The sequence below is a fragment of the Micrococcus sp. KT16 genome (genome assembly GCF_003315015.1).
In the GTDB taxonomy this organism is placed as follows: domain Bacteria; phylum Actinomycetota; class Actinomycetes; order Actinomycetales; family Micrococcaceae; genus Micrococcus; species Micrococcus luteus.
In genome coordinates this window covers 272,836-285,175 of sequence record NZ_QNRG01000002.1, presented here as the reverse complement: position 1 = coordinate 285,175, position 12,340 = coordinate 272,836, and the positions used below count along the sequence as shown (strand labels likewise).

Annotated in this window: 12 protein-coding genes and 2 pseudogenes; 10 read left to right on the top strand and 4 right to left on the bottom strand. The window is 66.9% G+C overall.

Annotation, left to right across the window (positions count from 1 at the left end; translation table 11 throughout):
- Positions 1-201 precede the first annotated feature (201 nt).
- Positions 202-798: a hypothetical protein gene (locus DE149_RS03445; RefSeq protein ID WP_036317467.1), complete on the bottom strand. Its 597-nt coding sequence runs from the start codon at positions 796-798 to the stop codon at positions 202-204.
- A 190-nt stretch (positions 799-988) separates the two neighbouring features.
- Between DE149_RS03445 and DE149_RS03440 the strand changes: the two genes are divergently transcribed.
- From DE149_RS03440 to DE149_RS03410, 8 genes are all read left to right on the top strand, one after another.
- Positions 989-2,263, top strand: coding sequence for an Nramp family divalent metal transporter (locus DE149_RS03440; protein WP_080694935.1), 1,275 nt, complete (start codon positions 989-991; stop codon positions 2,261-2,263).
- Positions 2,264-2,288: 25 nt separating this feature from the next.
- Positions 2,289-2,960, top strand: coding sequence for a metal-dependent transcriptional regulator (locus tag DE149_RS03435; RefSeq protein ID WP_036317499.1), 672 nt, complete (start codon positions 2,289-2,291; stop codon positions 2,958-2,960).
- A gap of 158 nt (positions 2,961-3,118) precedes the next feature.
- Entirely contained in the window at positions 3,119-3,697 is a 579-nt protein-coding gene (locus tag DE149_RS03430) for a recombinase family protein (protein ID WP_036313342.1), read from the top strand.
- Positions 3,698-3,749: 52 nt separating this feature from the next.
- The gene (locus tag DE149_RS03425; RefSeq protein ID WP_036313340.1) at positions 3,750-4,262 is read left to right on the top strand and encodes a helix-turn-helix domain-containing protein; all 513 of its coding nucleotides are present in this window, start codon (positions 3,750-3,752) and stop codon (positions 4,260-4,262) included.
- Entirely contained in the window at positions 4,262-4,492 is a 231-nt protein-coding gene (locus DE149_RS11770) for a PIN domain-containing protein (RefSeq protein WP_222427465.1), read from the top strand. The genes DE149_RS03425 and DE149_RS11770 overlap by 1 nt, the downstream gene beginning before the upstream one ends.
- Before the next feature lie 24 nt (positions 4,493-4,516).
- On the top strand, positions 4,517-4,834 hold the full coding sequence (locus DE149_RS11765) for a PIN domain-containing protein (protein ID WP_223247556.1): 318 nt from the start codon (positions 4,517-4,519) through the stop codon (positions 4,832-4,834).
- Between the two features lie 214 nt (positions 4,835-5,048).
- A complete protein-coding gene (locus DE149_RS03415; protein ID WP_129867028.1) occupies positions 5,049-5,792 on the top strand; it encodes a hypothetical protein in 744 nt (247 codons plus the stop codon).
- Complete coding sequence (locus DE149_RS03410; RefSeq protein WP_051995340.1) at positions 5,789-6,892, top strand: XRE family transcriptional regulator; 1,104 nt, start codon at positions 5,789-5,791, stop codon at positions 6,890-6,892. Before DE149_RS03415 ends, DE149_RS03410 begins: the two co-directional genes overlap by 4 nt.
- 60 nt (positions 6,893-6,952) lie before the next feature.
- Here the strand turns inward: DE149_RS03410 and DE149_RS03405 are convergent, their stop codons facing one another.
- Both DE149_RS03405 and DE149_RS03400 read right to left on the bottom strand, forming a co-directional pair.
- Positions 6,953-9,772, bottom strand: coding sequence for a DNA methyltransferase (locus tag DE149_RS03405; RefSeq protein WP_113913953.1), 2,820 nt, complete (start codon positions 9,770-9,772; stop codon positions 6,953-6,955).
- A gap of 57 nt (positions 9,773-9,829) precedes the next feature.
- Positions 9,830-10,612, bottom strand: a complete 783-nt coding sequence (locus tag DE149_RS03400; RefSeq protein ID WP_036314019.1) for an abortive infection family protein — start codon at positions 10,610-10,612, stop codon at positions 9,830-9,832.
- A gap of 59 nt (positions 10,613-10,671) precedes the next feature.
- Here DE149_RS03400 and DE149_RS11930 point away from each other — a divergent pair.
- Positions 10,672-10,768 (top strand): annotated as a pseudogene (locus DE149_RS11930) (IS5/IS1182 family transposase); the annotation flags it as partial.
- A 499-nt stretch (positions 10,769-11,267) separates the two neighbouring features.
- On the opposite strand, the pseudogene DE149_RS03390 reads toward DE149_RS11930, so the two are convergent.
- A pseudogene (locus DE149_RS03390) lies at positions 11,268-11,579 on the bottom strand (transposase); the annotation flags it as partial.
- Between the two features lie 340 nt (positions 11,580-11,919).
- On the opposite strand from DE149_RS03390, the gene DE149_RS03385 reads away from it, so the two are divergent.
- Positions 11,920-12,330 carry a four-helix bundle copper-binding protein gene (locus tag DE149_RS03385; protein ID WP_113913952.1) on the top strand — a complete coding sequence of 137 codons (411 nt, stop codon included), beginning with the start codon at positions 11,920-11,922 and terminating at the stop codon, positions 12,328-12,330.
- Positions 12,331-12,340 lie beyond the last annotated feature (10 nt).

The following is a 12,340-nucleotide window of genomic DNA, read 5'->3' as shown; positions in this document are numbered from 1 at the left end:
TTACGGGACAGGCCGACCCGGCGCCCTGAGAGGCTGTCTCGGATTTCGTGAAGGATGAGGGCAGTGATGAACTGTTCGGCTGTCAAGCTGGGTATGCCAGAAGCGACCCCCTGTCCCTCAGGGGATGGTGGGGGCGTTGTCCTGGTGTGAGGGCGAGATCCTGATCCTTCAGAGGCGGCATGGCGGTCCGTCGTGCGGGGGTCAGATCAGCGGTGCGGCGCTCACGGACAGGTTGGTGCCCACACCCGTGGCGTTGAGGTAGACGACGGTGGTGCCGTAGCCGGAGACCGTGATGGACCGGTAGAGGGAGATGGCCGTGACGGCGGTCGAGCTGGCGCCCGTGGACCCGGCGACGCTGTAGGGGGACTGCCCCGTGGTGCCGCAGGCCTCAGTGCGGTCCAGGCCGAGCCGGCAGGTACCGTCGGTGCGTCCTACGGATCCGTTGGCCGGGACGGCGAGGCCGTTGGTCGCGTTGTAGGTCTTCCCGTTGTTCAAGGCGATCCGGGAGGTGCCGCCGTTGCTGGTGGAGGAGACGGATCCGGTGCGCACCCCGCAGGCCGCGGCCTCGTCGCTGAGGCGGAAGTCGAAATCGAGGGCCACCTGCTTGTTGGACAGCCTGCCGAGCGTCTCGTTGGTGATGCGCAGGTAGGTCAGGGTGAACGCCGAGGCTGGGAGGGGCTTGCCTGCGGTGTACCCCGCGCAGGAGGAGGCGGCCATGGCGGGCGCGGCCGTCGATGCGGCCACGGCCGGCACGGCCCAGGCGAGGCCGGTGGCTACTGAACGGCGGGAGATTTCCATGAGGGGTACTCCAGTTAGGGCACACAAAAGAATTCAGGTGCACACGATTAGGTTCGTGAAAGCAGGAGTGTTCGGCTACGGCCGTCGGTGCATCTGAGACTGCCGGGGTGCCGGGGTGTGGTCAGACCACCTGTCTCCTCAGAGTTCAGGTATGTTAAATCTCATGCATGCATCGCCATTGGAGCCTCGGATGACCGCCGGTGTGGATCGGCCGGCGGATGGCAAGGTCGCCGTGGAGAGGGTGGATCGCCCCGGTCGTCGGGGAATGCGGCTGCTGGGGCCGGCCTTCGTGGCGGCGGTGGCCTATGTGGACCCCGGCAATGTGGCTGCGAACCTGACGGCGGGGGCCCAGTACGGGTACCTGCTGGTCTGGGTGCTGGTCGCAGCGAACCTGATGGCCATGCTCGTGCAGTACCTCTCGGCGAAGCTCGGGCTCGTCACCGGCCGCTCGCTTCCGGAGCTGCTGGGGCACCGGTTGCCGCGCGGGCGGCGTTTGGCGTACTGGGTGCAGGCGGAGATCGTGGCCGCCGCCACGGATCTGGCCGAGGTGATCGGAGGGGCCATTGCCCTGCACATCCTCTTCGGTATCCCCCTGCTGGCCGGCGGGGTGATCGTCGGGGTGGTCTCGATGATCCTGTTGGGTGTGCAGTCCCGGCGCGGGCAGCAGCCCTTCGAGTTCGTCGTCGTGGGCCTGCTGGCCGTGATCACCCTCGGGTTCGTCTCGGGACTGTTCTACGGGCCCATCTCCTGGGGTGAGGCCGTGGCGGGCATGGTCCCCCGGTTCGAGGGAACCCAGACGGTGCTCCTGGCGGCCGGCATGTTGGGGGCCACGGTGATGCCCCACGCGATCTATGTGCACTCAGCTCTGGCGCGTGACCGCCATCAGGGGGCCCACGCTCATCCGGGCACCCTTGGCAGGCTGCTGCGGGCCACCCGGTGGGATGTGGGGCTGTCGCTTCTGGTGGCAGGGTCGGTGAACATCGCGATGCTGCTGCTGGCGGCGGCCAATCTCTCCGGGGTCTCCGGGACGGACAGCATCGAAGGCGCCCACGCGGCGATCACGACCGCACTGGGGCCGGCGGTGGGCGTGCTCTTCGGCGTCGGCCTGTTGGCCTCCGGGCTGGCCTCCACCGCGGTGGGCTCCTATGCGGGGTCGGAGATCATGGGCGGGCTGCTGCGCTGGCGCATCCCTCAGATGCTGCGGCGGGTGCTCACGCTGATCCCCGCGCTGCTGGTCATCGCCTCCGGGGTGGACCCCACCTGGGCGCTCGTCCTCTCCCAGGTGCTGCTCAGTATCGGCATCCCCTTTGCCATGATCCCCCTGGTCCGACTGACCGGTGCCCGGGCCGTGATGGGCCGACACGCGAACTCCACGCCCCTGCAGACGGTGGCATGGGTGGTCGTGGCTCTGATCGTGGCCCTGAACGCCGTGCTGCTGTGGCTGACGTTGACCGGGCAGGGGTGAAGGAGGTCCCGCTATCGTGCAGGCCATGAGCCTCGACGAGATCACTCCGGTGGCCCAGGACTACCTCAAGGCGATCTGGTCCGCCACGGAGTGGGGAGACGCGCCGCTGAGCACGAAGAGCCTGGCCGCACGCATGGGCACCACCGCGCCCAACGTCACCGAGACGGTCAAGCGCCTGGCAGCCCAGGGCCTGGTCGAGTACCAGCCCTACAAGCCCGTGACCCTCACCGGGAAGGGATGCGAGCACGCGATCGCGATGGTCCGCCGGCACCGGCTGCTGGAAAGCTTCCTCGCCGCGAGCCTAGGCTACTCCTGGGACGAGGTCCACGCGGAAGCCGAACGACTCGAGCACGCCGCCTCCGACGAGCTGATCGAGCGGATCGATCAGATGCTGGGCCACCCCACGCACGATCCCCACGGCGACCCCATCCCCACTCCCGTAGGGCAGCGGGAGCGGCCGGCCCACGCGGTCCGCCTGGATGCAGCCGAGCCGGGGTTCTACCGGGTCCTACGCATCTCCGACGCCGACCCGCAGCGTCTGATCCGCTTCCAGCAGGCCGGAATCGTTCCCGACAGTGTCGTCGAGGTGGCCGAGGCCGGCCACTTCCGACTGCGCGTGGTCGCAGTCGGGCCCGTGGAACTCATCGAGACGGATGCGGCTGCCATCTGGCTGGTGCCGAGCTCGACTCGAGGATGAATCGTCCCCACCTTCATTGCGCAGCGGTGCCGCCCCGTCGAGAAGCAGGCTGTCCAAGGGGGTATACCCCTTTACACACCCCCCGGCCCTACGAGATCATCACGTCAGAGTGGGTTCAGTTCGGACCCGTTGGACACATCTGACGGAGGGTCTTAGACGTGGTTGGACAGACGGTGGCCTATGTGCGGGTGAGCTCGGCCGAGCAGAACCTGGATCGTCAGCTCGAGGCGGTGGGGGAGTGCGACCGGATCTTCGAAGACAAGATCTCCGGCAGCTCACGTGCGAAGCGCGCGGGCCTGGCCGAGCTGATCGGGTACGTGCGGGAGGGGGACCTGGTGAAGGTCGCCTCCATGGATCGCCTGGGCCGGGACACCCGGGACTTGTACGCGATCGTGGACGAGCTCACGGACAAGGGATGTGCGGTGCAATTCGTGTCCGAGCGGATCACCGTGGACAAGTCCGGCACCTCCCCGGTGGACGGGCTCATGCTGGGGATCCTGGCGGCGTTCGCTGAGTTCGAGCGCCGACGGATCAAGGAACGTCAGGCCGAGGGCATCGCCCTGGCCAAGGCCCGCGGCAAGTACGTGCAGGCCCCGAAGCTCTCGGGCGCGGACGTGGAGCAGGCACGCGTGATGATCGACATGGGCATCCCGAAGGCCGAGGTGGCGCGCACGTTCGGGGTCAGCCGGCAGACGCTCTACACGTCGTTGTCTCGTGGTGCTGGAGCTGAGGGGTGAGCCCGACCGCACGGGGTTGCGATTTTTTCGTTTGAAGTCTCATACTGCGTGCATGGAGACCAAGCCCAACGCCACGCGCACGGTGCTGCCGCCTGCAGACCTGGAGGAGATGCTCGATCTGAGCAGGTTCCTGGGGGCCCTGACGCAGCCGGCCGCGTTGCTCGGTCCGGACGGGCAGACTGTTCCCCTTCCCTTAGAGGCGTTCAACGTCCTGCGGGAGGTGGTCGAGGCCATGCAGGTGGGCAAGGCCATCACCGTGGCCCCGGTGGATCAGATGCTCACCACCCAGGAGGCGGCGAACTTCTTGGGCATCAGCCGCCCCACGCTCGTGAAGCTGCTCGAGGGCGGCGAGCTTGCCCATGAGCTGACCTCCGGTGGCCGCCACCGGCGGGTGCGCCTGCAGGATGTGGTGCAGTACCAAGAGGCCAAGCGTCGGGACCGCCGCGCCGCCCTGGAAGACCTGACCGGTTCGGCCTCCGAGGCGGGTCTCTACGACGAGGACGCGGATCGGTACCGGCAGGCTCTGCGTCAGGCCCGCCGCGACCTGGGGCGGCAGGCCCGGTAGTGGCCCGCTTCAGTGCCGTGCTCGATGCATGCGTGCTGGTGCCCATCGCGCAGGCGGACACCCTGCTCTACATGGCCGAGGCCGGCCTCTACCGGCCCTTGTGGAGTGAGCGGATCCTCGAGGAGACCATCCGTGCGTTGGAGACCATCCACCCGGACATGCGGGAGACCGGGGCGGCCCGACGCCGGGCCGCGGTGATGAACCAGGCCTTCGACGACGCGTGCGTGTAAGGGTGGGAGCAGCTCGTTGGGGCCATCGATCTTCCCGACCCGGATGATCGGCATGTGGTGGCCGCCGCGGTCCAGGGGCGGGCGGATCTGATCGTGACGGCCAACCTCAAGGACTTCCCTGCCGAGGTGCTCGGCCGGTTCAACCTGCAGGCCCAGGATCCGGACGAGTTCTTCATGAACCAGCTCGACCTGGACCCGGCCCAGGTGATGCGCTCTGTTCAGGTGCAGGCGGCGGCCACCCGTAATCCGCCTCTCACGGTGGCCGCCGTCCTGGCGAGCCTGGAGCGGTGCGGGGCGGGAATGTTCGCCGAGGCAGCCCGCGGCCAGACCTGGCGGCTGTAGAACGGGCGGGCGGAAGGAAGCTGCACGGGCATGTCGTCGCACGCGGACGCAGAAGGGGGCTATGTCATCCGACTGATGCCCCCGTTGGCTGGCCGGACGCCACCGTCCTAGCGTCGAGGTTTAGCTTGGACAGCGCTACTTCAGTCTTGGCAAGTTTTTATGCACCCCGACTTGAGTTGTAGCCGTGATCGAGCATCTGTGCTTTACTGTGTGAGTGGATCGAGCCGAAGAAGCAGCCCAGAGGGCGTTGCATACTGTCGTCAACGAGTGCGCCGAGAGCGGCCTGACCGATGCCTTGCGGGGGCTGGTGCAGGAGGTCTATACGACCAACCTTGACCGTTACGAGCCCGACGAGCTCGGTGACACCCCTAGGTCCTTCGGTTTTCAGTGCTACGAGAACCTGAAGGAGAGGGCGCCTCGTCGAGCTCACCATGATGTGCGCGAACATTCCGATGCGCATTGGCGTATCTCGGGGCTCCACGTGGCGACCCCAGGAGGCGTCCTCACCTTCGAGTTCGCGGGCGCACGCTTCGTAACGATGAAGGTTCCCTACGGGCAAGGGCGCAATCCGAACTGGGGTGGGGGCGTCGACTGGGCTCATCAAGATAGCCAGGTCAGGGCGGCAATCGCCGCAGAGAACTCCGAGGTTCTGCAGTATCGGACCCCTGCCGCCGGAGCTGCGTCGCTCTTCGCGCACCCAGGGTCGCCCGGAACTGTACAGAACTTCATGCTCCTGTGGGGCGGGGAAGCCAAGACTCCACTGACCGCGGGCTGGCTGGCCGTTCCCGTGCTCGGTGAGAGGCCCTTCATCGCCCACGAGAGGCTCTGGTGGGATGCCGACCGTGACGCGCAGGTCACGCAGACGCCCATGCCTGATCGTGGCCCGAACTTCGACGAGAGGCCCGCGGCAGCCCTCTCGATGGCTCTGAAGCAGCGGCCCCAGGAAGGTCAGGCGTGACCCGCATTTCACCTCTCTCGGCTGCGGGCACGGACTTCGATGGCACTCGGCTCACCGTGGCCAGGAGGCTGCGCCGAAAGACCAAGGCCACCCTCGCCCGAGAAGTAGGAGTCACCCCGACCGCCATCGCGCAGTTTGAGAAGAACCTCTCGAAGCCGACTCAAAGTGTCCTGGCCCGACTTTGCTTGCAGCTGGGCTTGCCTCGAGAATTCTTCGGCGCCGGACGACCTCTTGCGCTCTTGCCTGCGTCCGGGGCGCACTTCCGCTCGTTGCGCTCTACGTCCGCTACCTCCAGGGAGCAGGCGCTGGCCTACGGCGAGTTGTGCCTGGAGCTGGTTGATCTGATCGGTGCCTACGTCGATCTTCCCCCGGTGTCGCTGCCCGAGCTGGAGCTGCCCGAGGAGCTGACCGATGAGGCCATCGTTGAGGCGGCTCGGCTTACTCGTTCGACCTGGGGCATCGCGCCAGGTCCTCTGCCCTCAGTGGTCCAGACGCTGGAAGCCCACGGGATCATCGCGTTGCGCCTGCCGGTGGAGACGGACGCGGCTGTAGACGCGTTCTCGACGTACTCCGGAGCACGGCCACTGGTTTTTCTCTCCCCAACCAAGGATGACAAAGCGCGTAGCCGGTTCGACGCGGCCCATGAGTTGGGCCACCTGGTTCTGCACCCCGACACCGAACCGGGGTCGAAGCTAGTGGAGCAGCAGGCCCACCAGTTCGCCGCTGAGTTCCTCATGCCTCGAGACGAGATCATTGAAGACCTGCCCCGGCGCATTAACTGGCCGGCGTTCCATGAGCTCAAGCGCCACTGGGGGGTCAGTCTGCGTGCCCTGGTTTACCGTGCCCACTCACTGGGACGGCTCTCCGAGGCCTCGTACAGGCGCGCCAATCAGCAACTATCCGCCTGGGGGCATCCGGAGCCCGGGCCCCTTGGCCCGGCGGAATCGCCACAGGTGCTCGGGATTGCTCGTCAGTTGATCACCGATGGCGGATACGACTTCGAGGGCATCATGGCCGCTGGCCGTATCGCTCCCGAGGTGGCCGAAGCGGTCATGGATGCCGCCTCGACCGTCCGACCGAAGCTGCGGTTCGTCATCTGACACGGTCCGATCTCTGCCACCAGTGCCGGTGCTTCTACGCCTTCTCCATATGGCGCGCTGCTACGAAGTCAGCTGGGCATAACGGGCGAAGAGTAGCTCCTGACGCTCCAGCTCGGTGCGGCACCGGCGGGGTGCTCCCATGATCTTGTCCATCACCGCGTCCAGCCCGTCGTGGGCCTTGACCAGGGCCGGGTCCATGCCCAGCGGGGCGTAGTGCTGGGCAAGGGACCGCCTGGGATGTAGGGCTCGGGCTTCGAGGACCTTCTCGGCGGCGCGGGCCAGGGCGGCGCGGTCCTTGTCGGTCAGGGCGGGCAGGGGGAAGCCGTTCCAGGTGATTGTGCTGGAGAAGGACAGGTCGGACTTCATGCGTCCTCCGACGGTCTTCATCCAGGTGATGAACATCGAGGAGGAGGCCACAGCGAACACGATGCCATCGGGGTCCAGGGCGCCGTAGACCTTGTTGGAGATGATGACGTCGGGTTCGAAGTGAGCCACGGGCAGGTAGGCGCGTGCTTCGCTGCTGACCTCGGGGATACCGACGAACGGCACGTCGGAGACGAGGCCCCGCTGACGGAACAGGTGGGGGAAACGTGCCCAGTCCCGGGTGGAGGCGGCCTTGGACTTGGCCCGTTCGGCGGCGACACCCTCGAGGCGGCGCTTGAGCTCGGGGGAGTGGGAGGGCGCATCCGGGTCCATGTCGGCCAGCCAGAGGCACCAGCGCTGCTGGCCGCGGATCAACTCGACCGCGCCGACGTAAGGGCGCACGTAGGGGGCCATGACCGGATCGGCCATCACGGCCTGGTACTGCTCTGCGGTGACCACGAGGTTGCCGGCATCGGCAGGCTTGGATCCGTAGGTGACCTCCGGAAGGTCGGGGGCGAGGGGGGTGCTTCGCTTGTCCACGAGGACGTTGGGTCCGTCCACGAGGTAGGCGTTGATGGTCTTCACCCCGGGCACCTCGCGGGCCTCGCCTCGTGCATGCTCGTACTTGAACAGGCGCGCCTTGGTGCCGGGGTCGCGGGTGAAGCCGATGATCACGCAGTGCACCGCGGCCTTGCCGGGGGCCTGGGAGTCCCACGCGAAGGTGCGGTGGGCGAACTTGATGCGCCAGCCGGCGGCGAAGATCGGGGCGAACAGGCGGGCGGGCTGGTCGCCCTGGACGATGGAGTTCGTGGTCACGAACGCCCACTCCCCATCCCGCTCGGCCAGGAGACGCAGGGTAAGCGCGTGCCAGGAGGTCACGAAGTCCAAGCGCGAGAGCTGCTTGCCTTCACCCCAGGCCGCCTGCATCAGCGCCAGCTGGGCAGCCGTGCGGGTGTGGTCACCCAGGAACGGGGGGTTGCCGAACACGAACGTGCGCCCGGCCGGTTTCGGCAGTGCCTGAGACCAGTCGAGGGTCAGCGCGTCGTGCTGGTAGATCGTTGCGGTGATCTTGATCGGCAGACGCACCGGGGCCTGGCCGAGCGCGGCGGCCAGCTGCCGGTTGGCCTGGTGGTCCACGAGGAACATGGCGGTCTCGGCGATCTTGGCCGGCCACCAGTTGATCTCGATTCCGTAGAACCGGTCGATGTGGATCCGCTGATCCAAGCTCACGTCTAGGGAGAGGTCCTGAGATCCGGTGCGGCGGCGCTGGTCGGCCAGCAGGTCCGTCTCGATCTCGCGCAGCTTGGCGTAGGCCAGGTTCAAGAAGTTGCCGGCCCCGCAGGCCGGGTCGACGTAGATGTTGGCGGCCATCTCCTCGATCAGGCCGATCACCTCACGCCGGGTGGTGGTCTTGTTCTGGATGAGTCGGTCCGCTCGGGCGCGGTACTCGTCCAGGAAGAGCGGGCCGATGGTCTTGAGGATGTTCTCCTCGGAGGTGTAGTGCTCCCCATCCCCGCGGCGGGCCTGCTTGGACTTGACCAGTTGGAACATGGAGCCGAACACGGCCGGGGAGATCTGGGTCCACCGGAACCGGCAGGCGGCCACGAGCGCGTCCCGGAAGTTGTTGGTGAGGAACCCGGCGGTGGAGGTGCCGTCGAAGATGCCGCCGTTGACGTAGGGGAAGCGGGCCAGGGAGTCCGGCACGCCGCGGCGCCGGTTCTCGGGGGTGTTGAGCACCCGGAAGAGGGCGTCGAGCTGGGGGCCGAGGTTGTCGGCGGTGGTGTCCCACTCCACCCAACGCTGGAACAGGTCGGCCTCCCACAGGCCGGCGTCGTCTCCGTAGAGCAGGAACAGCAGCCGGGTGAGCAGGATCGAGGCCTGCTGGGTGGCGAACTCCTCCTCCTCGGCGTCCTCGGGGGCCTCCTCGCCGACAGGCACATCCACCTCGTCCCCGACGAGGGCGGTGAACATGGAGGCCATCAGCTGCGCGGCCGCGATGGAGGCCTCTTGCTCCTCGGCCTTGGTCACGGTGTCCCGGCCAGCCAGGAACATCAGCTCGTCCACGTGATCGGCGGCGTCCTGCACCGCGAACTCGGACACCCAGCCGGCCTCGCCCAGACGTTCGACACGGATGCGGGCGAAGTCGGTGACGAGCACGTACTTGGGCCACTCGTGCTGACCGATGGACCCGCCGGCCAGGTAGTCCAACGCCTGGGCGTGGGCGACATCGAGGTCGGCGTCCAGGGACTTGGCCTCGCCCAGGGCGACGCCGGACCAGAAGAAGTCGATGTAGCCGGCCCCACCGGTGGAGGCGCGCGCGGCCCCGCGCTCGAACAGGTCGATGCGCTCGGGGATCACCCCGAAAGCGCGCAGCAGGTCGGACCAGAACTGCTGGGCGAAGGACTTCTCCGTGTGGGTTTGTCCATCGGTCCGCCAGCGGTCGATGCGCTGACCCCAGGCATGTCCGAAGTCGTCCAGGGCTGCGCGGATGACGCCGCGATCTGCAAGTTGCTCCACAGGCACAACGTACACGGGGCCCTGCCGTTCTAAACCTAAGAATCGGGGCCGAGAGGGTCAGCTGGAAACGGGCGGTTTCTCTACGTGGGTGTCGATGAGGAAGCCGGCGATGGCGAACCCCGCGTTGACCGCGAGCTTGGCATGGCGAGGTGCCGGCCCCACAGAGCGCTTGCCTCGACCGTGGGCGTCGCTGAGGGCATTCCTCATCGCGGCCAGTCCTCCAACAAGCGTTGCCGCCCCACTGAGGATCTGCTTGATGATCTGTTCGCTGTGCTGATCCGGTGCCACCTGCATCGCACTTGAGGTGGCCTTGTAGAGCCGAGCGAGATCCCACCCGTCTTCGTACTTCACTCCGCGTTCATCGCAGATGTGCTTGCACACGCTCTCGATGGTGGTGCGGGTCGCGGTGATAGCTCCGTCGGGGTCGTCCTGGACTTTGGTCAGCGCGGCCTGCCAGGACCTGTTGACGGCCTCCCAGTCCTCGAGCTTCTGCAGGGACTCCTGTGCTGCGTGCGCGCCGGGGGTGCCGGCGGAGAGGAGCATGCCCCGTAGCCGGGTGAGCTCCCCTTCAGGGGGGCGGCCGTTTTTGAACTCGCCGTCGTAGGAACACAACTCCAGTAGCACGGCGCGTTGTTGAGGCAGCGGAAGAGAATGCAACCCGGTCTGGAAGATCTGCCATCGGGAGGGGCTCCCGTTCCACCGATAGGGGCCCAGCATGTCGGTGTAACGAGCGAAGAAGTCATGGAGATGGGGGCCGCTGAAGCCTGTCTCCTTGGCGAAGAGCGAGGTGGCTAGAGAATCGATCCGGAACGGCAAAAGCGTTGGAGAGGTAGAGGCCATATACGCTCCTAGGGCGTGTCTGACAAACAGTCTAGGGGCCCACTGGCACCTTGGAAGGCATGTCCCGTTTCCAGATGCTCTCCGATGCCCAGTGGGAGCTGATCGCCCCGATGCTGCCTACTCACACGGGCCGGCCCGGCAGGCCCTTCTCGGATGCGCGGATGATGATCGAGGCCATCATCTACCGGTACCGGTGCGGGATCGCCTAGCGCGATCTGCCCAAGGTCTTCTGGCCGCGGCAGAGAAGTGTGGACCTGGTATCGACGCATGGCCGAAGAAGGCACCTGGGATCGGGTGCTTCAGATGCTGATCGCCGCAGCGGACGCGGGCGGTGCTCGCGTAATCCAAACGATTGTCAGACACGCCCTAGTGGCTGTGCTCACCCTCCTGGCCACCATCGTGCTCAGCTGGGTCGGTCTGGGAAGTTAGGCAGCCGCCGACGCCTGAAACGCCGGTAGCGTCGGCCGCGCGGGACACGAGGTACCCCTAACGACCAGCAACTGGGCTCATGTTGGGGACCTTGGCGGCATCCTAAGGCGCCCCCCCTGAAGAGGGTCGCCTTGTGCACCACCACAACGCTGACCGTGACGCGGTACTGACCTGACAGGTCCCATCGGTGCCCGGGGTCTGCCATGAGTTTGCTTGACACGAGTTATCAGGCGGCGGCAGCCGCCTGGACTGATTGAACCATCTCGAACTCGACAGGGGTGAGCTTCCCGAGACGGGCCTGCCTACGACGGCGGTGATAGGTCCGCTCGATCCAGCTCACGATCGCGAGCCGGAGCTGGTCGAAGGACTGCCAGCGACGCCGGTTCAGCACGTTCTTCTGCAACAACGCGAAGAAGGATTCCATTGCCGCGTTGTCCCCAGCAGCACCGACCCTGCCCATCGACCCGACCAGGCCGTTGACCCGGAGCGTCTCCACGAACCGCCTGGCTCGAAATTGCGATCCTCGATCCGAATGCACCCGGCAACCCTGCACCGGCGGCCTCGACGCCCCTGGTCGGATCGCATAAGCGCTCTTCCCGACACCGACCGTCCGGTCCGACAGGATCCACGTTGAGGCGAGCCCTGCTGGTCCTCCCCGTCGGCGTGGTCCTCAGGGCCGTCGGCCGGGCTGAGGGGCGGCTGGTCACACCTTCGTCATCCCTGCCCGTAAAGGAGTCCGCGGGCCTCCGTGGCCGGCGATCTTCACGGAACCTTCAAGGTTGAGCCCTTCACCCGCGTCGGCGGGGCGGTCTACGGTCGATGGCAGGGCGGGCCGGCGAAGGCCGGTGCGTCGGATCAGATCGACGAAGGAGCACATCATGACCCATCACGTGAGCGCCATGCTGGAGACCTACCCGAAGGAGGTGGGGAACATCGATCGGCAGAAACTGGCCGAATGCATCCAGGCCTGCTTCGAGTGCGCCCAGACGTGCACCGCCTGCGCGGACGCCTGCCTGGCCGAGGACATGGTGGCCGACCTGAGGCAGTGCATCCGGTTGAACCTGGACTGCGCCGATGTGTGCGCCGCCACAGGCCGGATGCTGTCCCGGCAGACCGGCAACAACGTCGAGACCACCCGCGCCCTGCTCGAGGCCTGCCGGGCCGCCTGCAAGACGTGCGGGGACGAATGCGAGAGCCACGCCCAGATGCACGAGCACTGCAAGGTGTGTGCCGAGGCCTGCCGCCGGTGTGAGCAGGCCTGCGCGGACCTGCTCGTCACCCTGGGTTGAGCCTGCTGAT